Genomic DNA, 26,148 nt, shown 5'->3' with positions numbered 1-26,148 from the left:
ATGAAAAGATTAAAAACACCATTCAACATGCATCACAATGACCTGTTGAAAAAAGATAGAAGGATAGTCATATTGGCTTTCTCTTTCCTTTTAGTTTCTATGTTTAGTTTATCTGCCCAGACGCCCCGCCAGGACAGCGGGGCCAATGGGCTTGATACGGTGCAGCAGGTCCTCGTTGGAAATAAACTGCCTGCCGATTTCTGGTCGCGGAAAGTGAAAATATATAATCAAGGGGATACAGCATTTGTAGAACTATCCAAATACAAAGGCAAATCTTTTATTCTGGACTTTTGGTCTACTACCTGTGGCACTTGTATCAGTGGTATGTCAGATCTGATTAAAATCCAAAAGAGCTTTGGGAAGGAACTTAATGTTTTACTCGTAAACTCATATGGTAAATTAGACACATATCAACGTATTCACAAGATGCCGGTAGATGTTCTGCGGACAAACGACCTGAGCTCTGTTTATGCTGACGATTACCTGATAAAGCTGTTCCCTCATCGTACGTTCCCATTTTATGTTTGGGTAGATCAAAACGGTACAGTGGCGGCATTAACCTTAAAACGTTTGGTTGAAATGGAGAATGTTGAAACATTTATCAAATATAACCGTCTCTATGAAAAGTTTAATTAGTCTGATCTTAACGATTGTCTGTTGTACTTTGGCCTTTGCGCAGGGTAAATACCGAGGGAATGTTATTGATCAGGATCATCATCCCATTGCTTACGCAACGATTAAACTGGACGGAACTTCCCCATCTTATCGGACGGATTCCTTGGGTAGATTTGAGTTCTCCATTTCCAATGCGATAAGGTTTGTTAAAGTTTCGGCCTTGGGATTCGAAACCAAAAAGATAAACTGGGATACCGATGTGACAAATCGGACCATTCTATTGGATAGAAAAGACAATAGACTCGAGGAGGTGCAAGTGAACACGGGATATCAGATCATCCCGAAAGACAGGGCTACAGGTAGCTTCGGATTGGTGTCCAATAAAGACTTTAATAAAATTCCGAGCAAAGGGATTTTGGACCGTATAGAGGGTAAAGTGGCAGGCCTACAGTTTGATCGACGGTCTGGAAAATCCGTTTTAAATATACGAGGCATAAATACCTTTTCTGAAATTGCGGCCCAACCCCTCATCGTGGTCGATAATTTCCCCTACGATGGTACATTGGATGATCTCAATCCAAATGATGTGGAGACTGTCTCCGTATTAAAGGATGCGGCAGCTTCCAGTATTTGGGGATCCCGAGCAGGAAATGGCGTGATCGTCGTGACCACAAAAAAAGGGAGGGTCGGCAGTAAGCCTATAGTCAATTTTACGACAACAACCATGGTTAGCAGCAAGCCTGACCTGTTCTATGACAAGACGATCGACAGTAAAGATTTTATCGAAGTGGAACGTTTTCTATTTGATAATAAGTATTACGATGATGCATACAATAGTGCCTATAATCAGACTACTATATTTTCGCCTGTCATAAATATGTTGTATGCCAATAAAACTGGGAGCTTGTCTGATAATGTATTGGATACTAGACTGAAAGCGTTGGGAGAACATGATTACCGAAATGACTTGATGAAATATGTTTATCAGGCAGCTGTCAATCAGCAGTACTTTTTGGATATCTCCACAAGCAATGCAACCAATAGAAATCGGTATTCGGTTGGGTATGATCGCGGTACAGGGGATACCAAAGGGGCGAATAATGACCGGATAACCTTGAGGACTACCAACAGGTGGCAATTTGGACAAAAGCTATCCATAGAGAACACGCTTTCTCTGATCAATGGTCGGGATCGGCTTTTCTCCTCAACACCACGTTATCCCATGGTTCCAGGCGGAGGAAAAAATAAGTTGTACCCTTATGCTTCATTGGCTGATGCGGAAGGAAACTTCCTGTCAATCCCGAGATTTTATAATGCCTCTTTGCTTGAACAGGCAAATGCCGATGGACTATTGGACTGGAGCTACAGACCGCTGGAGGATCGGGATAAGTCGACTTACAAATCCTGGAATCGACATGTTTACCTCAATTTTAACCTGCATTATGATATCTTACGCTTCCTAAAGGCAGATCTGATCTATGGTTATGAGAATAGTATCAATAAATCGGAATCGCTCTCCGGAGAAGATTCTTTTGAGGTGCGGGATTTGATCAATAAGTATACGCGGATTGTCGATGGGGCAAAACTGTACGATTTTCCGTTTGGAGCTATATTGCGCAATGCGGACAATGAGATGGAATCGCATCGGGGACGGGTACAAGTGAGCTTTAACAAGTCTTTTGGGACCAATCATGTCCTGAATGCGCTGATTGGTTCAGAACTGTACAGCAGAAATCTCGACCAGCGCTCTTCGGGATCTTATGGTTACAGTACCGAAGTTCTCAGTCGCAAAAGTTTGGATTATAACGCCATCTATCAGCTGTATGGTGGACTCGGATATGGGTTTATGACACCATTGGATTCGTATGGAGGAACATTGTCGCGGACCGTTTCCATGTATTTTAATGGCGTATACGAATACATGGCTAAATACGGACTTTCTTTCTCTGCCCGTAAGGATGCCGCTAATTCCTTTGGGACGAATATCAACAGCCAGTGGAATCCACTCTGGTCGGCGGGTCTATCTTGGCAGATGGCAAAGGAAAAATTTATGAAAGGGGCCGACTGGATCGATTATCTTAAATTGCGGACAACCTTCGGTTACGGTGGTGTACAGCCCTCTGGAGCACTCAATAAAACAGTGATCGGTTATGTAGGCAATGCTAGATATTCGAATCTGCCTTATGCCCTGATCGGAAGCCCGCCAAACCCGGGGCTAAAATGGGAAACGGTACGTACCCTCAATTTTGGGTTGGATTTCTCAATCTATGGCGGTAAATTAACTGCTAATCTAGACTATTATCGAAAAAAATCGTTCGATCTGCTTGCTGATGATCCTTTTGATCCGACTTCTGGATATTCGCTTTTGACAAGAAATGTAGGCACGATTGCAACGCATGGTATTGATTTAACCCTATCTTCAAATGGCGAATTCGGACAAGGGTACTGGCAGTCTTCCTTCAACTTTTCCTATAGTAAAAATAAAGTGACTGATTATAGAGGGATAATTGGTACGACAAGCCTGTATCTGGATGGTGGGCAGACGCTAATGCCGCTATTGGGCAAATCACTGTACCCTGTTTTCTCTTATCAATCTGCTGGACTGGATCCTGTCAATGGTGATCTGAGGGGACATAAAAATGGTGAAATATCAAAAGATTATCAGGCCCTGACTACGGATTCATTGCAATACCTGAATTATCATGGTACGGCTTTGCCGCCAGTATACGGAGCATGGAATAATACCATAGGGTATGGCAAGTTTTACCTAGATTTTAGCCTGCTCTTCAAATTTGGCCACTATTTTAAGAAGAAGTCCATTGTGTATGGTAGTCTATTTGACTCATGGGATGGGCATGCTGATTTTGCCAAAAGATGGCAGAAATCGGGGGATGAATTGGTGACAACAGTTCCATCGATGCAATACCCCAACGATAGTTATCGTGATCTGTTTTATCAGCACTCTTCGAATAATATCATTAAGGGTGATCTCATTAGGCTGCAAAATATTAGGTTCGGTTACAACTTTGGCCTAAGGAACAATAAGATCAAAGGCCAACTTTATATTGGAGCAAGTAACGTGGGATTGATCTGGCGAAAAAATAAGGAAAATATCGATCCGGATTATTTGGATTTGCCTGCTCCGCGCGTGATTTCAGCGGGTGGGAATATTAACTTTTAATACATGTGTCATGAAGCAATATATTTACAAACTACTTATAGCAAGCCTATTTTGTCTGGTTTCCTGTAATAAATTTTTGGAGGATAAAACAAATAAAACCTCAACAGTACCAACTACGCTGGAAGATATGCAAGCCTTGTTAGATGCAGGAAATCAGCTGAATCTCGGAAGTTACCCCTTTTTCTTGGAAGCTTGCACGGATGATTTTCTCCTTACGGATGCTGGTTATAATAATCTTGATGTGTTTGACAAGCAGGTGTATTCCTTTCAAAATCCAGATATATATTCAGCAACGGAGAAATTGATAGTATGGCGAGATGCCTATAACGCCATTGCGATAGCGAATACGGTGTTGGACGGGTTGTCGGATATTAAAATTTTAAAAGGCCTCGATCCAAACAATATTAAAGGGCAAGCACTATTCCATCGAGCTTTTATGCATTTTGTGCTTTTGCAGATTTACGCGGCTCCTTTTGATCAAAAGGGCGATAATAATGTGGATGGAATCCCGCTCAAGTTAACTTCAGATATCAATGATAAAACCAAGCGGTCAACAGTCGAGGAATGTTACCGTTTGGTTATTCAGGATTTGAAGCAAGCTGCTGTCTTGCTTCCCAATGAATTGGGGATAGTGACGCGACCTAGTGAAATTTCGGCTCATGCTGCACTCTCAAGAGTCTATATGGCGATGGAGGATTATGGAAATGCAAAGAAATATGCTGAATTGGTCTTGACACGATACAATAAGTTGATGGATCTCAATGCAATGGCTGTGGATGCATCTTTTCCTTATCCGGCTATGAATGCAGAAACTTTGTTTTTTGCGTACTCAAATGGTACAACAATGTTTGGTGGAAGTAGAGGTTCTTATATGACTGATGAATTATTGGAATTGTATGATACTCATGACCTGAGGTTTCGGGCGAATTATAAAAAAGGAACCGATGGACGCTACACGTTTAAAGGTCATTATGTAGGTTCGGGAACGTACCTTTTCTTTGTTGGATCGACTACTTCTGAAGTCCTATTAAATGCTGCTGAAAGTAATGCACGATTGGGCAATGCGACGCTAGCTAAGCAGCAAATAAATGAGCTCTTACAAAATCGGATTGAGAAGCAATTCTTTGTGCCGATAACGGAAAATAACATCGAAGCTTTATTGAAGATAGTTATTCAGGAACGGCGTAAAGAGTTGGTCCGTAGAGGGGTAAGGTGGTCGGATTTGAGACGGTTGAATAAAGACGAACGTTTTAAAAAAGAAATCGTTCGCACTGTCATCGTTGACGGAAAGATTCAAGATTTTAGTCTGAAGCCAAATAGCAAAGACTATATTTTTAATATCCCGATTGAAGTCAAAAATATAACTGGGATAGAATAGATAAGAAAAGTAGCGAAGGATAGTTTCCTCGCTACTTTTTTGATGTGTGGCTTGCATTAAAACGGTCTGAAATCGGTGACAGTTTCATTTGGTGTTTTACTACTATTGGCAGCGCTGATACGAAGTGCGATAGTTGTTGGTGTAGATGATCCCGATGGGGTAACAAGTGCCGTCATATCGGGTTGTGAGGGATTTGATGGATTTGCAGGTGCATTGATCTGACAAATGGTTTGTTTAGCACCTTCACATTCCTCACTTGGCCCCAAACTGTACTTACTTGGATCGGTAGGAGAGTCTGAGGATGTGCCGTGGTAGGACCACACCTGATTTGCGCGCACCATTATAGACTCTTTCTCACCTTTTACCTCTTTTTCATTTTTAATACTTTGGGCATTTGCACCCAACGAAATTCCTAATGTCATAACACCAATGCTCATGGTGCCGATGATTCTTTTTACTACTTTGTTCATGTTTCTATGTTTATAATTTTAAAAATTTACCTATCCTTATTATCCTCCTGAATCGGCCGTGGAGTTGTTCCCTAGTGACCGACTGATACTACCTGAGCTCAGCCGATCTGTTATCTTGTACCAAAGTTAGGGCAGCAATCTTCCATGGATGTATGATTTTTCGGTAGGCCATTGTATGATTTTTCGATCAATAGCTATCGGTCACCCCCATTTTTATCAATACCGTAGTCCCCCGGAGGGATTCCTGTCTGCTTCTGGAAAAAAGTCGAGAAATTTTGCTGATGCCCATAACCACAATAATTGGAAACCTCTTTGACAGAATACCCCATGAGCAACAAATCTTTGGCCTTTTGGATCAAGAGCTTATTCCAGGTCTGCTTTGGCGTTTCACCGTACGTCGACTTGTAGACTTTGCCCAGTTTACTGATGTCCGTCTCCAGCGCATTGGCAACGGCCCGGATCGAACAGCAGCTAAAGGTCTGCAGTACTTGATCGCTGATCAGCTGTAGGGCGCGTTCGGCCAGCAGCTCATCCGGACTGATCTTTTCATGCCCCTCAAAATTTTTGTAAATGGCAATATCGTACAGGTCATAGACGAGCTTGACCGCCAGAGCTTCATTGTCCTTATGATACTTGAAAAAACGCGTTTCAATCCGGAACAGCTGGTAGCGGGTCCGCTCTTTGATAGGCCAGATGGCACTCTGATAAAATCGATCTTTATCCCGTAAATGGGCGGATCTGAATGCTGATAGAAAATGGCGCTCCTGGTATAGGACGGGCCGTATATAGCCTATGTCGACCAAAACGCCATATACCAGATACTCGCCGGGGGCTAGGTCGGTATGGAGCGCCCCATTGGGAATATAGATATAGCTGCTGCATACAGAGGGAAGCTTTGCGAGACTGTTACCTGATGATTGCTCAAGTATGATTTCGGTAGGCGAATGGAGATTGTACAGCAGGTGGTAATCTGCTTTACACGTTTCGATGGATAGCCTGTGGGGTACTTGCACATGGGCCTGCAACCGGTAAAAAATGACGCTATGATAGTCAATGTATTCTTCGACAAGCTGAATGCCTGAATCCTCATACCGCTGTAGCGCTGAATCGGCCAGCTTGGGCAAAAAGGCTTTTACCTGATCAGAAAATGTGCCGACCTCCGGCAGCTTAAAATGGAATGTTTTTTTCATAAATAATTGGCTGTTGGTTATTTAACGTGTTTGTTATTACCTCCTTCCCTTGTATCGAGATCCGCTGTCGCCATTCGCACCTGTAACGTTGGCTCGGTGGTCTCAAGAGGTTTTATTATTGGCTTGGCAATGCGATGTAAAAGGGGATGATCCCAGGCACAGAGGTTGTACCAGATCATCAGACAGGAAAAATGGATCAAGCCCATGGTCAGTGCGATACCCAGATGCATTAAAATAATGCCGGTACTGATATAGAGACGGACTCGGCCCTTGATCCATAGCAATCCATATCCCAATTCTAAAAGCAATGTGGCAATTCCTAGTCCCGCCCAGATGGTCGCAAACTGTTGAGCGGATTGGGGAATAGTAAACAATGCTGGGCTCAGGGGTTGCTGTATGGCTTTCCAGACGGCTTCGCCATTCCACCAACTAGATCCAATGGCCTTGCCCAGGCCGGCAAAAAAATACACGAATGTAAGCTGCCACCGGAAGAGCTTTGTACCGAGCGCGGCCCACTTTTCGTTAGGTAGCCAACGGCTGCGGAAAAAGCAGAAAATGACACTGAAAAATAGGCCTGTCTGGGCGAGATAATCTGCTCCGTAGCTCCAGGTATAGTTGGCGATAAAAAAAAGATAATGCAATATTATGAGCCCTGGCATGGCGACTTTGCGGTAGTGGTCAAAAAACAAGGCTAACCCACAGATGATGTATAGCAGGCCAAAGAAATGGATCCATTCTAGGCTGGCTAGTGTGCACTCCGGTAAATTGGCAATCAGGGTGTGGATCGATAGTGTATCTGGCCTTTGCTGCGATGAAATGCTGTGCTCGTCAAGGAAAGTACCCTGACCAAATAGCATACTGAGGTCTGGCCATAACCGCCACATGTCTATGGCCAATAGCAGCCCCAGTCCACTGGACATAATAGGCAGGATCGTATCGGCGCTTAGCTGTTCTTCCTTGTTCATAACCTTAATTTTTGATATACTCAAAAAGAATAATGTACTTGGATGAAAAGTGCGGCTCACCTTTTTGGACTAATGCTGGTATATATTTCGTTATTAAACGACATGAAATGCTGTCGGCAGCCATAATATCGGACAGACCGCCTGTTAGATTGCTGATTGATGTACGCGCCTGATCCTGTAGATAAGACTGACTGCCGTCAACGAATGATGAACCCAATTGCAGGTAACTGTTGAGCCGGAGCATTCCGGTAGTACTTTGTATGCGCGGTTCGCTCAGCAGCGTTGCGTTGCCCTCTTGATATTGGATATATTCAAGCTGTATCTGCATGCCTACGCTTGGGCCATAGAAAGTATAGCCTCCACTCAGTCCTGCGAGGTCCTGATATAGATAAGCGAACCCGAATCTTTCTGGCAAATGATCAGGAAGTTTAAAAATGATCTGTAGGTTGTAGGCTGATGCCATACAGATATGTATGGCACAGCCTAGGGCAAAAATCAGTCTTAGCATAGGTTTAAGTAGGGAGTAACTGCTATTTTAATTGTTTTATAAACTGTTCTTTGGGTGAAGAGGGGAAAAATAAACGGGTAGATAGTCCATCTTGAATGGGACTGTCCACCGCTTTCAGGTGTATGTAATTTGTGCTGGATCTGTCCTGCACAGACATGGTGGAAGTAGGGATAAGGTCAATGGCAAAAAACAGGCCTACGCTAAGTAGATAAATGGATAACTTGAATGGTTTCATGATGTAAGTATTTTTTTGTTTATTTCTTTAAATTGGTGAAATCAAGGGATAACTTTGGGTTAACTATTTGTTTATGTCGGCTGTAATTATTTATTTTACGGCTATAACTATTTTTGTCATCAATCAACATAAACCTATTATGAGCAAATTTCCCGTGGTTATAATCGATGATCTATATGGTGCGCTGGAGGATACAGCCGCCGTATTGGAAGAGCTTGGCTTATTTCAGATAAAAGGAAAATTTACTTCGGTAAGAGATGCAGAAGTGTATTTTTTTAAGAAGGACGAGAAAGTTTATATTATATTCTGTGATATTGAGATGCCGGACTGTTCGGGCTTGGATGCGATTAAGAGGCTCCGTAATTATTGTTCGCACTTTGTTTTCGTCACCGGTTTTGCGAAAGAATATGCGCTGGACGGACACAAAGTGCATGTTGATGGTCTTTTGTCAAAACCTGTTGAAGCGGATGAACTGCTTGACTTAGTAAAGCATTTAAAAAGTAAAGTCCCTACCAGTAGCACTGATCGCGACCTCAAGCCCGAACCGACGATCTTTCTGGATTTTGTTGACCCCAAAAGCGAATTGCATCTTGCACGAAAGAATGGTCCTCCAATGCGGAAGCATCCAGAAAATAAAAGGGTATATGAAAAAGTTCCGGTCGCACTTGCGGAAATTGCTTATTTGAAAAAAATAGGAAATTACATTCATTTTTACGCGCTTAGACCAAATGATCAGTTTGTCTTGCTGGGGGTGCTCAACAAAAGGATGATGGACATGGATGATCTACTCCAGCAAGATCCGAGATTTGTCCGGATGGATCAGTCTGTATTCATTAATTTAAACTATGTTAAAAAAGTGGGCCTGGAAGGAGTCTCTGTCGGGTCAAAATTTCTATCTGTTTCAAAATCACGTGCTGATGAACTCAAAAGAAGATTGATGCTGATGGATATTAGCCACAAATTGTAAGGTCATGCCAGCAAGAAAACAATTTATGCTTACTTGGCTCAAAAATATCGTACTCAGTACTGCAATTGTCTTTTCGCTGGCTTATATCTTCCTGATCATACCTGCAGCATTTCAGGATTGGCGGGATCAATTGACTGCCTTGGCCCTGACCGGTATAATATATGTGGTGGTTAGGCACCTGATACTCCCCAGACTATTTATATGGTCCCGGTATAATGCCTGGCTGCTGATGACTTTCGTCATGCTGCTTTTTCTGTTTTTTTGTTCTATTCCAATCTTGATTAGCCTGTCTACGGGTGCATTGAAATGGACACCGGGAAAATGGGAGATTGAAAATTTCTGGCCCGTGATATTTTTAATCATTCCGCCCGTACTGGTAGCTTTCTTTATGTATAGCTGGCAGTTTGGTGTTGATAAGTGGTTAGCCTATCGAGAAGCGCAGCAGCGGCTGAATGAAATCGAACATCTAGCCATAAATTGGGAATTAATTGCCCTGACAAAAGATCTCAATCCTCATTTTATAACAAATAGTATGGCTACGATCCGGGCTTTGATCCGCAAATCACCAGCAAATGCATTGCTCGCTGTAGGTATACTAGGTAAAATAGCCAACGTATATATGAATAATCATGATACATGGTTAGACTTAAGGAGGGAAATGGAAATGGTCGATAAATTGGTAAGTATGTATGAATTTATAAAGGGACATTCAATTTCGCTACAAGTGGAGGATCTATCGGACGGAGCTTATAGGATTCCCAAAATGCTGTTGTTCAACCTGGTCGAAAATGCATTGCAATACGGTGAGACATCCATAAAGAAGTATCCCATACGAATAGTGATCACCAAATCACAAGATAATATGGTGACCGTTCTGGTTTCCAACCGGATCGCAGCAATAACGGTTGCTGGTAAGGTCAGCCACAATACAACGCTACAGCGAATTGAGCGCCAGCTGCGGTTACTGAATCCGCAGCATGCCGTCCTTACGGTGTCTAATGATGAATCCGTATTTACGGTTTCGGTCTCTTTTAATCAGCATAGCATGGACAATACGCAGATAGATCAGAAAAATGTGTAACTTTAGGTAATTATAAACCTTCACCATCCGTGGGTATTTCCCTTTTTTCGCAGGGCTTGGCAGACCTTGAAATGAAATTAATAGATTTCTTTGTCCATGGAAATAAATAACCCTACCTGTGCGTCGATGGCCTTAAACCCATAGACCATGAACCTAAGTATATTCTTACATACATTAATAGATCGTATAGAAAAATTGATTGAAATTTTAGGGGCGATATACCGCCTGCTGGCGACCCTGATTATTATCCTTAAAGTAAAGAAAGTAGAACAAAAGCCACTGCGCGAGCGTAAACTCTGGACGCATGCCGAGGTGACTGCATACCTTGGTATCAGCGTCTCGACCTACAAGCGCCGTGTGCAGGAGGGATTGCTCAATCCGATGACTCTGACCGGGGACGATCGCTACTTTGAAGAAGATCTAACCGAGGCGCTCGAAAGAAGCCGACTCAAGGGGAAAATATAACTTCAGGACGGCGCCGGTTGAATTTCGCGCTAAGGATCGGTGACTTCGCGCGGTGACTTTGTGATCTTCCCGAATAAAAGTGTGAAACAGATCGTTGACTGTTTGTTTTTTCCGCTTGGGGAAAACGAACAGTCAGTGGACTGAATAGAAATTCCCCCTGACTGGTTGGTGCAGTCGGGGGAATTTGCTGTTCAGTCACCCGGAAAGTTTGAACAAACACTGGTCTGTTTCATTTCCCCACCTGGCCAAATGGACTTTTCACTGGTCTGTTCGGATCAGTCATTGGATTATGCGAATATTCCGGGTGACGGAATCCCTATTTTACTGCGCCAAACTGAGCAGTCACACCGCAAAATCATCACTTTCTGACTCCTTTCCGATCAGGTTGGCTCAAATGGGCTCAATTAAGCTCAATCTAGGTCAAAACTTCATTTTCGGTCCGTTCCCATACTATGTTTGTGTCATTAAATGATCTCGCGAGGAATATTTAATCGTTAATAAACAGATTTTTAACTGACTCTGCCAAATAGCATGTGCAGGTCAATAAATAGAACAAATATGGCAACAAAAATGAAAGCCTTGATCGGATTTGGAAAAATGAAAGATGATGAACTGGTCATCAGCTGCAATACAATTATCGGTGCAATGACCGACAACGCTAAGTACCCGGCACCGACGCCTGCACTGGCGGATATACAGATTATGTTGGATGATTTCACGGCCAAGCTGGCCGTTGCACGCAAGCGTGGCTCGCCCGAAGATACCGCCCGCAAAGATGAGAGCCGCAGCCCGCTTATTGTGGTGATGCAGCAGCTGGGATACTACGTCAATTCGGTGGCCCAAGGTCATCTCTCTACCTTACTGAGTTCGGGATTCCCGACCAATAGTACCTCCTTTGCCAATCAGGTGCCCCTCAAAGTGGATAATGTGCGGCTCTCGGACGGACGGCAGTCCGGACAGGTGAAGCTGGATTTTGCGCCCCAAAAGATAGCGACCATCTACGAATATCGCTATCGCATACGAACGGATATTCCGGTCGAATGGGGAGATCGGTTTACGACCACTTCATCCCGGAGCAATATTATCGCTCCGCTGGAAGTGGGCAAATTCTACGAAGTGCAGGTGCGCGCGATCAATACCCAAGGGGTAGGTGACTGGAGTGATTCCGCCAATATCCTGGTGCGCTAATGAATATGCTGCTCAAAAGAGTCAGACAGGGGAAAAATAGTACCCTGTCTGAATTGTATATAGATGGCCTGTTTCAATGTTATGTCCTCGAAGACAGAATTCGTGATCATAAAATCAAAGGACAGACTTGTATTCCGGCCGGGAGGTATCGACTGGGTGTTAACTATTGGGGCGGGATGAATACCACTTATAAGAGGCGTTTCCCGGATATGCATCAAGGGATGATCGAGATACGGGATGTCCCAGCTTTCAGCAATATCTATATCCATATTGGCAATACGCATGCGGATACGGCTGGCTGCCTGTTGGTGGGGACTTACTTCCATAGAGACAAGAGCTGCGAGGACTATGAAGTATATAAATCACAGGAGGCTTACCTGAATTTATATCAAGTGTTGATCGACCATGTAAAAAGCGGCAAGGTCATCCTGTCCATCGAAAATAGGCTGACTGGAGGAAACATGACTAATGCCTGGAAAATGAACTAATAAATAATTTATACAGATGAAAAAAATAGTCAATAAAATAGGAAAGGTGCTGGGACTAATACTCGCAGCACCGATAAAGCTGCCCGGAAAGGCATTGAATATAGTACGGTATCTTGCGCTAGGGCTGGGGATCATCGAATCGGTCATCAACGAAGATGATCAGCTGATAAGTGAAGGGGAGACGGATGAAACAGGCTCGGAAGATAAGAAGGGGCAGAAAGGGGAACAGGCGCAAGATAGGCAAAGGGCGAACCCGACAGAGAAAGGAGCGATCAATGAAACTTAGTGATATAAGACTATCGGCGATCGGTGGTACACTCTGTGGTATCTGGGTTTCTTTTTCAGTAGGCGACCTGATTAACGGCGCATTGACGGCATTGGTCGGAACGCTTGTGAGTTTCTCGTTAAGCCGTATTTTAAACTGGATATTTAAGCGCAAACAATAAAATGACTGCAAATGCGCTGCTTATCTAATTTAACATTTTATAACAATTTCTTTTAAACGATTCTGGTTTCAGGCTGTTCTATTCATAAACAACGAAAGGAAAATATTTATGAGCGAATTAACTTGGAAAGGCCGTTGGAATGAAATCAAAGGCAAAGTAAAACAGCAGTATGCAGATCTTACGGATGATGATTTACTGTATGCAGAAGGCAAAGAAGATGAGTTGGTCGGTAAGCTGCAAAAAAAGACTGGAAAGACACAGGATGAGGTGAATAATTGGTTGAACGGTTTGTAGAAACAAGTGTTTTTTTGTGATAAGGAAAAACGGATAGCAGGAATGTTATCCGTTTTTTTTGAAATAAGCCTGGAGAAGTAAAACGGTTCGATGTTGCTGTTATCTACAAAAACTTAATTCAGTGCAGTGATTCTGTATCGCCGGCAATAGAATGTTGATGTTCACATAATATCTTTATCAAATAACGAGAAACCGCTCTGCTATTTAAGAGAAATTTGATAACTTTAATAAATAACTTAAATACAAAATCCGAAGGCATGAACCATCATAATTTTATGAGCGCCATTGATCAGAGCATTTCTGAAGGCGTTAGGAGAGGTATACTTCATCTGACCCAAGAGGGCAATCTCGCAACCGACAATTTGATCCAAATTAATGGCTCCGAATTAGTGAACTTTACTTCTTGTAGCTATCTGGGACTGGAACACGATGAACGTCTAAAAAGTGCTGCGATAGCAGCGGTAGAAAAATATGGTGTACAATTTTCTGAATCGAGAGCATATGTGTCCATCGATTTATACCGGGAATTGGAGCAGTTGATGAGTGAGATTTTTGAAGCTCCCACTATTGTTGCTCCTACGACGACACTCGCGCATTTGTCTGCAATCCCTGTAATCCTGGATCCAGAAGATGCGGTCATCGCTGATCAGCAACTTCATAATTCAGTATTGAGCGGTATAAATGTATTTAAGGCAAATTGGCCAATCCACTTTGAAGTCCTTCGCCATAATCGTTTAGATGTCTTGAAAGAACGCATCGAAGCACTGCAAAAAACGTATAAAAGGGTTTGGTATTTTGCCGATGGGGTGTATTCCATGTTCGGTGATCGCTGTCCTGCAAATGAGATCTTTAATTTGTTGGACTCCTTTCCCGCATTTCATACGTATATCGACGATGCGCACAGTATGAGTATATTGGGCAAAAACGGAAAAGGATATATACTTAGTAACCATACTATACACGAGCGGATGATTGTAGCCTCATCGATGGCCAAAGCCTTTGCTACAGGTGGAGGTATTTTGGTTTTCCCGAATAAGGAAATCGCCAGGAGGGTGCGCGCCTGCGGGGCGCCGTTCAATTCCTCCGGTCCTTTGCAGCCAGCGACCTTAGGTGCTGCGGTTGCCGCTGCAAAAATCCATTTAACGGACGAAATATATGTGCTGCAAACTGAACTGGCAAATAGGATAAAATACGCAAACTCATTATTTAAAGCCACCTCATTGCCATTAATTTCGAATTTTGATTCGGGGATATTCTTCGTTGGTACTTCAAGGGCCGAGCTGGCATATAGTATTATGGAAAAAATGATCAAGCGCGGATTTTTGTTGAACATCGGAGTATTTCCCGCTGTATCCAAAAACCATTCAGGCATAAGATTTACAATGACAACACTGCAGTCCTATGATCAGATAGAAAGAATGATAAAAACGCTGAACGAAGTATTTTTTGAAACTTTAGGCGAGCATCAATATTCCGTCGATCAGATTTATAGCGCATTCAAGGTTGTCGCCCGTCTGGAGGATCGTGCAACCGGCGAATTCATTAGCGAGTATAGCGCTGAAAAAGACTAGCATATACAATGCCATTTCTGCTAAAGAGAAAAGTTGGAGGGCATAGATCTTATAAACGAGCGATGTCCTCTTATGAATTTCTGGAATTATGCTGAGAATATACGGTTTGCTTATCCGGCAGGCTCTTCGACCGAGTTATAGGCCCACCCTAAAATGTTCTTGATCGAAGCTTTGATCCTGTTCAGCCCTTCAGGGGTGGAGATATCGATTTCACAGACGGTACTTTTGGTATGTGCCGAGTGGAGAACAATATAATAGATGCCTGCAACCAGAATAGTAACAACAGCCCTGAGGTCGAGATCCTTACCTTGAAGTTCTTTATCTGCAAAGGCAAAGAAAAGAGCACTCATCTTTTCCCGTTCCTGCGAAATCTCAGACATTAGTGCAGATTCCTCGCAGATCTGCCAGGCCAAAATCTTTTGCATTTCGGTATTGGTAAGAAAATCTTCCAGTTGATTTAATAATAAAGATTCTAAAAACCCCCGTGACCCCACCTCGGGCGCATTTCCAAAATATCCAACAGCGTTCATCGTTGCAGAAAGCCAATAGTCTTTGCCCCTGATGTAAGTTTCTACCAAGTTGTCGAGCGTCCCAAAGTATAGACCGATGAGCTTACGGTCGACACCGGCCACCTTTGAAATATTAGCTATCGTAAGTCCGGAATAACCTTTTTCTTCAAGTACTTTGCCAACGGAAGTAATTAACTTCCCCATGGTCCGTTCTTTATTATTTTTCTCGCCCTGATATTTTTTTCTTGACTGTTGTTTATTGGTCATAATATTGCTTGAAACCGAAAGATTTAAAGATCAATATCAAATATATAAAAAATCAACTTAGCGTCCAGTTAATTAGCTAAAGAGTTGTAAATTATTTAAATTTTTGGTTATAAAAAATTGATATGCTTTTTAAAAAGCTGCAGAAATTATTGATGGAATTTCTTGCGACCTGCCCTCAATACGGCTACATGCATTGGTTAAACTCGGGACAAGGTGAATAGCTGGCTGAACGGATTGTAATGATAATATGCTATCTCAATTTTTTAATGTCGGGCCATGTACAATAAGTTTACCATCGGCATCGATCTCCATAAGGTCTATAAATACCAACCGTTGATGCCCGGTCGCTTCCGTTCGGCCATGGTAAACGCAATAACGATACTTGCCATCCCGCGAATAGGCAATACTATTGTGACCTGTCCCCGTCACGGAGCCATTTTTTTGTAAAATGGGATTATTTTCGAATTTTTCAAAAGGACCTAAAGGACTGTCCGAGGTCGCATAACCGATCGCATAATTCTTACCATCAAAATTATTCGCCGAATACATCATATAATAGGTATGGCCTTCTTTAAAGAGATAAGAACCTTCTGTCCATCTCCGATTTACTTCCCTGCTGGTGACAGACCTGCTCTCCCAATCGTCCGAAACACCCATTGTCAGTGGCGGACGCAAAAGTAATTTAGGCTCGCCAATGATACCCGAAAAATCGGATTTAACTTCTACTCCATATACCCAGCTTTCTTCAACCTCATCATACCAGCCTTTATTTTTTGCCCAGGTGGCCACCTCACTTTGTACCGGGTGTTTGTAGCAGCATCTTGAATAATAGAGGTAGACACGGCCGTCCTCAAACCATAGATTGGCATCAATAATTGGATAGCCGGGGTCAAAAATGGGCCGGTCATAGAGGTCAATAAATGGCCCGGTGGGCTTATCCGATACCGCAACACCGATCCTGAAATTCTCCAGTTCTTGGTTCGGATTATCTTTCCATTGAGCACTATACAGCATATAGTAGCGTCCGTCCCTTTGGTAAACCTCAGGAGCCCAAAAGGCATCTGATCCCCAGCCATTTTTATTGTCGTGATGATAAACCTGACCTTCAAAAGTCCAGTCGTGCAGGTTGGTGGATGAATAGGCTCCGAAGCCTTTGACCACATCCCCGCCGGTACCGTACATATAATATGTTCCATCGGAATCTGTCAATACAAAAGGATCACCGAAAGCTATGGGTAAAGGATTCTTTATCAAAACTTGTCCCTTTAAGACAAAGGACATTAGTAAGGTGAATAACAATAAGGCGGAGGGTATTCTCTTTATCATGTATAATGGATGTTAAATACTCCAAAAGAAGTGAAAATTTTATTCCTTTTTAGCTCAATCTTTTGTCTTTTTGTCTCAAAATACACCACTTTAGACAATATATTCCTGATTTAGATCGCGCTGTGCCTTTTTTTTGTCTCAATAGACTATGGCTGTCGGAAATGCCCTCACATGTCCTCTTGGCATTTTTTGGTACATTTGATTATATTTGAAAGAACCGATTGCCAACACAGATTATGTCTTATCCTATTTTTTTAGTTTGGCTGATCCTGCAGTTTAGCGTAGTAGTTTGCCATGGTCAATATTATTTCAAGCACTATCAGACACAGGATGGACTTCCTCACCATGCTGTTCGCTCGATCTTACAGGATAGCAAAGGCTTTATGTGGGTAGGCACACGTGCTGGCCTATGCAGATTTGATGGCTATAATTTTAAGCTTTGTGAGAATAAAAATGATCCTTTTAATAACATCGGCAATAACGTAATCAATACCTTGACAGAAGGGAAGTCCGGGATACTATGGGTCGGTACAGGAAAAGGGATGTACCATTACGATACCGTTCGTGACCTGATCTCACCAGTTGAGCTGATCCCCCGGGTGTATATCGAACAGGTGATTGCCAATGGTGATGAACTCTGGTTTATTGCCAATTCCTCGCTATGGCGATATAGCATAAAAAAAAGAAAGGTCACAAACTATCAGATGCAGACTACCGCCTTATTTCTGGATAGTGCTAAAAATCTGTGGACGGGAAATAAACAGGGAGAAATGCATATTTTCGATTCTCAAGGGACACCTCTAAAAACCATGAAAACGGTGAACGCGATCAAGCAGTCGAATATCAACACCATAAGCGCTATTTTTCCGCTTGATGATTCCGGCGTGCTCATTGGTTGCTTTGGGGCTGGACTCAAACACTATGATCTGGATAAACGGACGACAACGAAAATTTCACTTAACGGAAAGGACGACAGCGATCTATTTGTTAGGGATATCTGTAAGGGAAATAATGGAGAATATTGGATCGCAACCGAATCGGGCGTGTATATCTATAATCCCGATACCAAAAGCTGTCGGCATCTTGCCAAGCGTGCCGATGACCCTTATGCCCTGACGGATAATGCAGTTTATAAAATTTGCAAAGATAAAAGTGGCGGGCTCTGGCTGGCCACATTCTTTGGTGGACTCAACTATTGCTCCCTTGAAAATGCGCGTTTCAGGAAATTCTACCCCATTGCAGGACAAAACTCGATATCCGGATATGCTGTTCGTGAGATTGTTCCTGACCACCGGGGTAATCTATGGATCGGAACTGAAGATGCAGGTCTCAATAAGTATGATACCCAGAGGCAACTTTTTATGCGCTATCCAATGACCGGTAAACAAGCGCTGTCCTATCCCAATATCCATGGTCTGCTCGCTGCCGGAGATCACCTTCTTGTAGGTCCTTTTCATCGGGGCTTGGAAATTATGGATATCCGAAATGGGCTAATTGCTCAGCAGCACAGGTCTGTCGGCCAACCCGCCGAATCTGGTAACGACTTTGTTCTGAGTGTCTTTCAGACAAGTGATAGCACGATATTAGTCGGTACGGCTTATGACGAAAATGCCGGACTGTTCAGCTATGACCTCAAGAGAAAAACTTTTGATCGTATCAACTATATTCCTGATCGGCCTTATGTGCTGACCATCCGCGAGGATAGAAAAGGGTATATCTGGGTGGGCACTATGTCGAATGGTGTCTATTACTATCACCCAAAGTCAGGCGTACAAGGAAATATTCGATTCGGGAGCTCGGTTAAAACAGGTCGCATCACCGAATTTCCGGTATACGGTATCCATGAAGATAGCCAGGGGGCAATCTGGTTTGCCACAGAAGGGGGCGGCCTGATCCGTTTAGCCCAAGATCGAACAACAACAAAAAGATATGATACATCTACGGGATTTCCAACCAATGTGTATTTTAGTTTGCTCGAAGATGATTTTCAGCACCTTTGGATAAGTTCCTTGAAGGGGCTTTTGTGCCTGGATATCAAAACCGGAACTTTTAAAAATTATCAGCAAGCCAATGGATTGATCACCGATCAGTTTAATTTTAGTTCGGCCTACAAAGACCGCACGGGCATCTTGTACTTTGGATCAGTAAAAGGGATGATCGCCTTTGACCCCAAAGATTTTTTAAAAACAGGACCGCCCCCGCCTTTATTTATTACAGGCCTTGAGATAGACAATAAAGCGGTCCATCCCCGAGTAGATAACAGCCCGATTAAACGCGCTGTAGTTTACCTCGACAGTATCTGTTTAGATTATAACCAAAATAATTTTAGTGTCGAATTTGCCGCGCTCAATTATGCATCTCCAGAGGTCACCAGATATGAATATATACTGGAAGGATTAGCCCAGAAACGAACAATTCTTGCTAGCAATAGAAAGGCTTACTTTACTGATATCCAGCCCGGAGAATATATTTTCACTGTTAGGGCCAAAAGCAATACAGGGAGCTGGTCAAGTATTGAACGCAGGCTTGTCATTATCATAAACCCGCCATTCTGGAGAACATTTTCCGCCTATTGCCTATATACGTTATTGGTTCTTTTGTTTCTGGCGCTGATCTGTTTTTATTACCATCGATGGACACTTCGAAAAAACGCAGTAAAGCTCATGCGCTTTGAGCGTGAAAAGGAACGAGAAATCTACGCTGCTAAAATAGAGTTTTTTACGCATATTACCCATGAAATACAAACCCCGTTGACGCTGATCCTGGGACGCGTACAGCGCATGCTACGAAAGTTCACTGATAGTGATACAGTCAGAAAAAACTTATTCCAGGTGGAGAAAAATGCATTAAGACTGACCGAACTGACAGCAGAACTTTTGGATTTTCGAAAAACAGAATTACATCAGTTTGGGCTCAACTTTGTAAAAACGAATATTGTTGACTTATTAAAGGAATTGGTCTCCTCCTTTGAACAGATGGCGGACCAAAAAAATATCCTATTGAGCTATACATACCCCAAGGATGATGTCATCGCCTTTGTCGACCGGGAAGCTACGATCAAAATATTGAGCAATCTGCTCTCAAACGCTATAAAATATGGCCTCACATACGTGGATGTGAAGCTGGCAGATCCTGATACGGAAAACAATAGATTTAGCGTCCGGGTTGAAAATGATAGCCGGCCCATTCCTGAAAAATTTGCAAAAAAGATTTTTGAGCCTTTTTTTAGGATCGACAACAGCTCTGGTTTTGGAACCGGGATCGGCCTTTCGCTCGCAAAGTCACTCAGCGAGCTGCATAACGGTACACTACTGCTTGTCGAAAACGGGGGTAAGATCGTAGTATTTGAATTGGTTCTGCCACTACGGCAGGATAGGGAGTTTGAACTCAGCAGTTGGAAAAAAATAAATTGATTATGAGACAACACATACTTATTATAGACGACAATCTTGAAATTCTAGAGTTCCTGTCCGAAGAATTGGACGAAAATTACCATACACACACCGCCGAAAATGGTGAAAGTGCAAAACAGATCCTGGATAACGAAATTATAGATCTGGTGATCTCGGATATTATGATGCCCGGAATCGATGGTTTTGAACTCTGTAAATTCATCAAATCTGATCTGAACTATTGCCATATACCGGTACTATTGCTTACCTCCAAAAACAGCTATGCCGCACATATTGAAGGACTTGAAGTCGGCGCCGATGCTTACGTACAAAAACCTTTTCCTTTGGAACTTTTACTGTTGCAGGTGGACAATCTGCTAAAAAACAGGGTGAATATAAAAACACACTTTGCGCATGCACCTTTTGAAGATGTACGTATGCTGGCGCCCTCAAAACTGGATGCCGAGTTTTTACAAAAACTGGATGCTTATATCAAAAAAAACTTTAAATATCCCGAACTTGGCATAGATCAGCTTGCTGAACATATGTTAATGAGTCGACCAACATTTTATCGCAAAATAAAGCAGCTCTCCGCGCTTTCGCCCAAGGAGCTTGTCGATAAAATACGCTTAAAGAAAGCGACCGAGTTAATGGCTCAAAATGAATTTAGCCTACAGCAGATCGCTACGATGGTAGGCTATAGTTCACAAAGTATTTTTAATAAAAACTTCCACAAATATTATAAGGTATCTCCGTCGACTTATCTTAAATCAATGCCCAAGGCCTAAATTGACGGGCTGATTTGAGCGTAAAAAAATAGGCATAAGCCGGCAACCCTGCTTATGCCTTTACGAAATTAACCGATATATATGATCAGGCTATTTTTAAAATGGTGATCGCTACATGCAAGCTAGCCACTATTGCGGAATATACCCACTTCAGCCAGCCCGGGCTGTTGTTGGTTGTCGTAACCTGATTTGGGTACGAGTTTAAAATACCGGAATTGCTTGGTTTGCCTCAGGTCGATAAACTGTCTTAGGAGATTGACATCACTCAACGAAAAGGTGCCCAGATTTTCCCAGTTTTGATTGTCGTTGCCGACATGGATCTCCAGTTCCCTGATCTTTCTGTCGCCGTCTTTCTGATGGATCACAAAACCGTCTACCGATTGAACGGATCCGATGTCGATGGTTATGTAATGGTCGGGATACTGCGTGGGATTGACTGAATAGCGTGTTATCCAGATGGAATTGACATTGTCATCGATCACTGCGGCAGCCAATCGGTTATTATTCGGCTCCTCGGAACTAAAACCAGCGACAGTCCAACCGCTCTTGTTATAGATTTTTCGCCATTTTTCTCCCGATGGACGCCTTTGTTTGAGTGCAGCATTGGATGGTAGTCCAAAATTGGGTGATCCATCTACATGCCACGAAAATTGCTGAATATAGGGACGACGTATGGCATTGCCATCGTTGGCCACACTGCGTGCGTGATAAATCATCCAGTCTTCCTTTCCGTCAGGAGATTTAAAAAATCCGTTGTGACCGGGACCATAAATGCTACTTTCGGGTCTCATGGAAAATACGGGATGGTTGCGTTTGGTCCAATCTGTTGCCTGTAGTGGATCTCCGCCTTCTTTTAAAGAGAGCAGGCCGAGGCAATAACCGTCAGACCAGTAGCCGCTGCCAGAATAAACGATGTAGACTTTACCCTGGGGATTGATCAAAACCTGAGGGCCTTCGTTGATCGGATTTCCGTTTTTCTCCCAGGAATAGGTTGGGGAGGTAATCATGACCTTTGGTCCGGAGATGGTCCATGGATTGCTCATGGGAGCAATATAGATATTTTGGGGTGGAGCGCCGGCATCGCCTCCTGACCAGATCATATACATTTTTGCGCCGTGCCGCAAAATGGTACCGTCAATGGCCCATTCATTTGTACTGTCAGAAATTTTGCCTTTCATCTCCCAGTTGCCCTCTACGGGGGTAGCAGAAGAATTTTCAAGTACATACATCCTGTGGTTAGCATTACTGCCATTATCTGCAGCAAAATAGAAGTACCATTTGCCATTTATTTCATGCAGTTCCGGCGCCCATAAATTCTTTGAAAAGGGCTGATCTGCCGGAGGTATGTAGACTTCATATCTACGAGCGGAAGCGAGTTCGGACATGCTCTTGGTTTCGAGGATCACAAGCTTGCTGCCCTGGGTATAGGTATAATAATAAGTATCGTCTTTTTGTATTACCCAGGGATCAGGACCACCAGACAGCAGCGGATTGGAGAAGGTGCTGTCCACAACTACGGTATCGTCCGTAGAGTGGTCTATCGGCTCCTCACTACTTTGCGGGATGGGATCGAAATCGCTTACGTGTTTGGTCTTTTGACAAGCAGATACCCATAACATGCTGCTCATCATAAAGTAAAAGGTCACTGTCATTCTTTTCATGGATGTAGTTGTTTGATTAATTTTTTGTTATTGCTGAGCCTCAAATCTCATGTTACCATTGTATTGCCTGGTCTTCATCGGGAATTAGGGTATTGCGGGAGCGCTCCATGGTCATGCTTCCTTCGGCACGGTAGCGCATGGGTACACTGGGCATGGTGGTGATATCGTCATATTTGTATTTTAGATAGACCGTGCAATATTGTTTGACCAAATATTTTTTGGTGGCGTCTGCGATCTCCCGTAGCTGATAGGTCGGCTGCCCAAGCATCTCAAAGTTGATGGACTTGTCAGCAGCGTATACATGTAATGTGCCTGATTTTATTCCGTTAACATCCTCCGAAGGTTCCATAAATTCCATGATGATCTTGTAACGCCCCCGGTCTTCTGACTTCTCTTCCAAAACGCCGGCATAAAAAAACACCGCTTTTTCGTCTACCACCCAGGATGTCCGCACGCTGGATACAAGTGGGTTTTTAGTCTGCCCGTCGGCATATACATTCATCGATGTGGCTGAATAATTGCCCGAATAATTATTAAACGGTTTGACGTAAAGTAAGGCCTTGCGCCATCCCTTGCGATTATTGGTCACATAGGTAGGGTCTTCCTGAATCGACAACGGAAGCACATAGCGCTCGACCAGATCAAGGTTGTCAAACTTAAATCTGATCGGATAATTTTCAGTATGTGCTCCTTTCGGAATCAGACAGCTTTCATTGGGCAGCGCAAAAAACTGCCTGGGAAGCTGTTTAAAATACAAATCTTTACGGTATTGATATTTTTCCTGATTAAAAGTTGCCAGGGTATCACTATCCACATCCACCTTGACGTAGATGTCTTTGTCGTTTTCCCTGGAGCCGCTGAGAATAATTGGCAATTTATAGGTGACTTCGCCGGTCTTGTTATAGCGCAGATAGACCTCGGACACACCCTCACTTCCGATCGGTGCTTTAAAAGATACCATTTGTGTATAGAGTTCTTCTTCCCACTCATCATTACATCCAGTTTGAAACAGGGCCAACGCCATTGTTAAAATATAGATATGAAGCTTTTTCATCTGTTGTTTATTTCTAATGCTTAAAAGATAATGCAATACGTATTGCGGTGTTTTCTGTTAATTTTCTCAAAATTGTAGCATCAATCGAAAGAAGGCCATCCCGGCGCTTGTGTCATGCGTCTATTTTTGCGGAGCTCATCCCAGTCTACGGGCCAGAAATACATTTTTTTAGAAAATATTGTCTGGAGTTGCGGTACGCGCACAGGTGTATAAAATAGATCTGCATTGTCTTTGGTCATATACACGTTGTAGCCGTAGATCTGCTCCGCCTCGTCTACAGGAGCATCTTTCCATCTGCGCAAATCGTAGTACCGCTGATTTTCGCCCAGCAATTCGATTTGTCGTTCACTTTTTATTTTACGGCGTAATGCTGTCCGGTCGGTATATATGGTTGTTTCATAATTGGGGACGCCCGCCCGTATACGGACCATACCGATACTGTTTTTCATCTGATCTATATTTCTACTGATCTGGTGGGTGGTCTTGCCGTCCCAGCTTGCGATCATATAAGAACCGTTGATCTCATTGAGTGCTTCAGCATACATGAGCAGCAGATCGGCATAGCGTATGGCAATCTCCACCTTGGGGTATATCTTGCCGCCATTGCCCGTAGCATTATCTTTTGGGTTGACAAATTTCATCATACCAATTCCAGTGGGTAGCCAGCGGTCACCATTGATCATGCCCTCATTTTCGCCCCGATAGTAAAAGATCTGTTTGTTGGTGACATTGGACAGGTTGGAGGTAGCGCTAGACATAGTCCACAGTGCGCCACTAAAAGCCACTGAGGCGTAAAATCGCGGTTCACGATGGGCAAAATCCTTCCAGGCGTTTTCCATGAGTGGTTTGAACTGATCAAGTTCGGCCTTTTGAACAAACATATTTGCCCCATATTTCTGACGGATTTCTTGCCTGTTAAATACTGTTCCGTCATTCATGGCATAGGCATCACACTGTTTTAAGGTAATGCCATGGCAGTTATATCCACCGCCCACCTGCGGCATCTGGTGTCTGGTCAGTGCGATAATGCCATGGTTCTCATCGGTTTGATTTTCTCCTCTGGTAAAGATCATTTCTGGATTTTCGGCAGCATATAGGTCACCGTTAAATACGGCACGATAGGATTCGAAAGGGTCGATATTCGCCCATCCCTCCGGAAAGTTCTTTTCGGAGTATTCAGGATGATGAGGAGGGGCGATGGTGGCGGGATAGTCTGCTGTGCCTTTGACTTTAAAATCGGCGGTGTATAGCTTGTAGGTATTTAAATCGATCACATCTTTGGTCGCAGCAGCTGCACGTGCCCATTTTTCTTCGTTGTATTGTGCCGAAATCAGCATTCGGCCTTTATCGTCAGTAAAGTCGCTCATCTCGGCGTTACCGTTGGCAAGGGGGCTTGCAGCATATAATAATGCTTTGGCGCGTGTTGCCAATGCCGCTCCACGGGTCGGACGGGCGATATTGCGGTTGTCACGTTTCAAAGGTAGATCTTGCGCTGCCAGGGCCATTTCTTCGGCAATAAAGGTGGCTACTTCATCGTAGGTGTTGCGCGGGTAGGCAAGTTTGTCGTAGCTTTCGTCGTAGTCTACACCTTTGTCCGGCATAATCGGTACTGGACCATATTTGCGTAGGAGCAGCCAATAAAGGTAGGCGCGGATAAAGCGTGCCTGCGCCTTGTAATCTGCTACCTGTTTGGGCGTGAAAGCTCCGCCTTCGGCCATGCTATGGATCATGACTGAGGCCTGGCGGATTCCGCCATAGGACTGTGCCCACGATTGGCGCTGCCAGGTATAATCGTACTCCCCAAATTTAAATCGCCGGTACTCATCGCCGTTGCCTCCTCCGGATTCATTATAGAACATATCGTCCGAGTAATTGGAGATGGTATAATTTCGGTGGCCCATTTCGAGGTTGTAATCCAATAGTTTGTTGTAACAGTTTCCTAGCCATTGCTCGGTATAATCCTTGCTTTTAAAAATGCGTTCTTCACTTTGTCGGTCATCAAAAAAATGTTCGACATCCAGGTATTTGGAGCAGGAGCTAATGGATAGGCATACAATGGCACTGATCAGTAGGGGTGTGAATAGGTGTATTTTCTTCATGATTGCTATC

General features: G+C 43.3%; 24 protein-coding genes. 14 read left to right on the top strand and 10 right to left on the bottom strand.

The features are described from left to right. From DCO56_RS18425 to DCO56_RS18415, 3 genes are read left to right on the top strand one after another with little or no spacing between them, the layout of a single operon-like run. Complete coding sequence (locus tag DCO56_RS18425) at positions 1–636, top strand: TlpA family protein disulfide reductase (protein WP_181390605.1); 636 nt, start codon at positions 1–3, stop codon at positions 634–636. Then, on the top strand, positions 620–3,796 hold the full coding sequence (locus tag DCO56_RS18420; RefSeq protein WP_181390604.1) for a SusC/RagA family TonB-linked outer membrane protein: 3,177 nt from the start codon (positions 620–622) through the stop codon (positions 3,794–3,796). Before DCO56_RS18425 ends, DCO56_RS18420 begins: the two co-directional genes overlap by 17 nt. Before the next feature lie 10 nt (positions 3,797–3,806). Continuing rightward, positions 3,807–5,174, top strand: coding sequence for a RagB/SusD family nutrient uptake outer membrane protein (locus DCO56_RS18415; protein ID WP_108635230.1), 1,368 nt, complete (start codon positions 3,807–3,809; stop codon positions 5,172–5,174). Positions 5,175–5,230: 56 nt separating this feature from the next. Here DCO56_RS18415 and DCO56_RS18410 read toward each other — a convergent pair whose 3' ends face one another. The 5 genes from DCO56_RS18410 to DCO56_RS18390 all read right to left on the bottom strand — a co-directional run bounded on the left by DCO56_RS18410 (position 5,231) and on the right by DCO56_RS18390 (position 8,542). Further along, on the bottom strand, positions 5,231–5,644 hold the full coding sequence (locus tag DCO56_RS18410; RefSeq protein WP_108635229.1) for a hypothetical protein: 414 nt from the start codon (positions 5,642–5,644) through the stop codon (positions 5,231–5,233). A 194-nt stretch (positions 5,645–5,838) separates the two neighbouring features. After that, positions 5,839–6,834, bottom strand: a complete 996-nt coding sequence (locus DCO56_RS18405; protein WP_108635228.1) for a helix-turn-helix transcriptional regulator — start codon at positions 6,832–6,834, stop codon at positions 5,839–5,841. A 17-nt stretch (positions 6,835–6,851) separates the two neighbouring features. Beyond that, positions 6,852–7,823 carry a hypothetical protein gene (locus DCO56_RS18400; protein WP_146191082.1) on the bottom strand — a complete coding sequence of 324 codons (972 nt, stop codon included), beginning with the start codon at positions 7,821–7,823 and terminating at the stop codon, positions 6,852–6,854. Further along, a complete protein-coding gene (locus DCO56_RS18395; protein ID WP_146191081.1) occupies positions 7,804–8,307 on the bottom strand; it encodes a hypothetical protein in 504 nt (167 codons plus the stop codon). The genes DCO56_RS18400 and DCO56_RS18395 overlap by 20 nt, the downstream gene beginning before the upstream one ends. 22 nt (positions 8,308–8,329) lie before the next feature. Continuing rightward, on the bottom strand, positions 8,330–8,542 hold the full coding sequence (locus tag DCO56_RS18390; RefSeq protein WP_108635225.1) for a hypothetical protein: 213 nt from the start codon (positions 8,540–8,542) through the stop codon (positions 8,330–8,332). Positions 8,543–8,681: 139 nt separating this feature from the next. Between DCO56_RS18390 and DCO56_RS18385 the strand changes: the two genes are divergently transcribed. The 9 genes from DCO56_RS18385 to DCO56_RS18350 all read left to right on the top strand — a co-directional run bounded on the left by DCO56_RS18385 (position 8,682) and on the right by DCO56_RS18350 (position 15,042). Beyond that, positions 8,682–9,509, top strand: a complete 828-nt coding sequence (locus DCO56_RS18385; RefSeq protein ID WP_181390602.1) for a LytR/AlgR family response regulator transcription factor — start codon at positions 8,682–8,684, stop codon at positions 9,507–9,509. Positions 9,510–9,513: 4 nt separating this feature from the next. Continuing rightward, the gene (locus DCO56_RS18380; protein WP_108635223.1) at positions 9,514–10,590 is read left to right on the top strand and encodes a histidine kinase; all 1,077 of its coding nucleotides are present in this window, start codon (positions 9,514–9,516) and stop codon (positions 10,588–10,590) included. Between the two features lie 147 nt (positions 10,591–10,737). Continuing rightward, entirely contained in the window at positions 10,738–11,055 is a 318-nt protein-coding gene (locus DCO56_RS18375; RefSeq protein ID WP_108635222.1) for a hypothetical protein, read from the top strand. Positions 11,056–11,586: 531 nt separating this feature from the next. Then, positions 11,587–12,243 (top strand): fibronectin type III domain-containing protein, encoded by a 657-nt coding sequence (locus DCO56_RS18370; RefSeq protein WP_146191080.1) that lies wholly within the window; start codon positions 11,587–11,589, stop codon positions 12,241–12,243. Beyond that, the gene (locus tag DCO56_RS18365) at positions 12,243–12,731 is read left to right on the top strand and encodes a DUF5675 family protein (RefSeq protein ID WP_108635220.1); all 489 of its coding nucleotides are present in this window, start codon (positions 12,243–12,245) and stop codon (positions 12,729–12,731) included. The genes DCO56_RS18370 and DCO56_RS18365 overlap by 1 nt, the downstream gene beginning before the upstream one ends. Positions 12,732–12,747: 16 nt before the next feature. Further along, positions 12,748–13,017, top strand: a complete 270-nt coding sequence (locus DCO56_RS18360; protein WP_108635219.1) for a hypothetical protein — start codon at positions 12,748–12,750, stop codon at positions 13,015–13,017. Beyond that, positions 13,007–13,177 carry a hypothetical protein gene (locus DCO56_RS29335; RefSeq protein WP_181390601.1) on the top strand — a complete coding sequence of 57 codons (171 nt, stop codon included), beginning with the start codon at positions 13,007–13,009 and terminating at the stop codon, positions 13,175–13,177. Before DCO56_RS18360 ends, DCO56_RS29335 begins: the two co-directional genes overlap by 11 nt. Positions 13,178–13,285: 108 nt before the next feature. After that, positions 13,286–13,471 (top strand): CsbD family protein, encoded by a 186-nt coding sequence (locus tag DCO56_RS18355; protein ID WP_108635218.1) that lies wholly within the window; start codon positions 13,286–13,288, stop codon positions 13,469–13,471. Between the two features lie 257 nt (positions 13,472–13,728). Continuing rightward, positions 13,729–15,042 carry an aminotransferase class I/II-fold pyridoxal phosphate-dependent enzyme gene (locus DCO56_RS18350; RefSeq protein WP_108635217.1) on the top strand — a complete coding sequence of 438 codons (1,314 nt, stop codon included), beginning with the start codon at positions 13,729–13,731 and terminating at the stop codon, positions 15,040–15,042. Between the two features lie 110 nt (positions 15,043–15,152). Here DCO56_RS18350 and DCO56_RS18345 read toward each other — a convergent pair whose 3' ends face one another. Together DCO56_RS18345 and DCO56_RS18340 are read right to left on the bottom strand one after the other, a co-directional pair. Then, positions 15,153–15,818: a TetR/AcrR family transcriptional regulator gene (locus DCO56_RS18345; RefSeq protein WP_108635216.1), complete on the bottom strand. Its 666-nt coding sequence runs from the start codon at positions 15,816–15,818 to the stop codon at positions 15,153–15,155. Positions 15,819–16,073: 255 nt separating this feature from the next. Continuing rightward, positions 16,074–17,144 (bottom strand): glycoside hydrolase family 43 protein, encoded by a 1,071-nt coding sequence (locus tag DCO56_RS18340; protein WP_108635215.1) that lies wholly within the window; start codon positions 17,142–17,144, stop codon positions 16,074–16,076. A gap of 236 nt (positions 17,145–17,380) precedes the next feature. Here DCO56_RS18340 and DCO56_RS18335 point away from each other — a divergent pair, with 236 nt between their 5' ends. Further along, entirely contained in the window at positions 17,381–20,557 is a 3,177-nt protein-coding gene (locus DCO56_RS18335) for a ligand-binding sensor domain-containing protein (RefSeq protein WP_108635214.1), read from the top strand. 2 nt (positions 20,558–20,559) lie between these two features. After that, positions 20,560–21,324, top strand: coding sequence for a response regulator transcription factor (locus tag DCO56_RS18330; RefSeq protein WP_108635213.1), 765 nt, complete (start codon positions 20,560–20,562; stop codon positions 21,322–21,324). A gap of 122 nt (positions 21,325–21,446) precedes the next feature. On the opposite strand, the gene DCO56_RS18325 is transcribed toward DCO56_RS18330, so the two are convergent. From DCO56_RS18325 to DCO56_RS18315, 3 genes are all read right to left on the bottom strand, one after another. Beyond that, positions 21,447–22,985 carry a family 43 glycosylhydrolase gene (locus tag DCO56_RS18325; protein WP_206531852.1) on the bottom strand — a complete coding sequence of 513 codons (1,539 nt, stop codon included), beginning with the start codon at positions 22,983–22,985 and terminating at the stop codon, positions 21,447–21,449. A gap of 52 nt (positions 22,986–23,037) precedes the next feature. After that, the gene (locus DCO56_RS18320) at positions 23,038–24,039 is read right to left on the bottom strand and encodes a DUF4973 domain-containing protein (protein WP_108635211.1); all 1,002 of its coding nucleotides are present in this window, start codon (positions 24,037–24,039) and stop codon (positions 23,038–23,040) included. 80 nt (positions 24,040–24,119) lie between these two features. Further along, positions 24,120–26,138: a RagB/SusD family nutrient uptake outer membrane protein gene (locus DCO56_RS18315; RefSeq protein ID WP_108635210.1), complete on the bottom strand. Its 2,019-nt coding sequence runs from the start codon at positions 26,136–26,138 to the stop codon at positions 24,120–24,122. Between the last annotated feature and the right edge of the window lie 10 nt (positions 26,139–26,148).

It is taken from the genome of Sphingobacterium athyrii, from assembly GCF_003071065.1.
Lineage (GTDB): Bacteria > Bacteroidota > Bacteroidia > Sphingobacteriales > Sphingobacteriaceae > Sphingobacterium > Sphingobacterium athyrii.
This window is presented reverse-complemented; position numbering and strand designations above follow the sequence as displayed.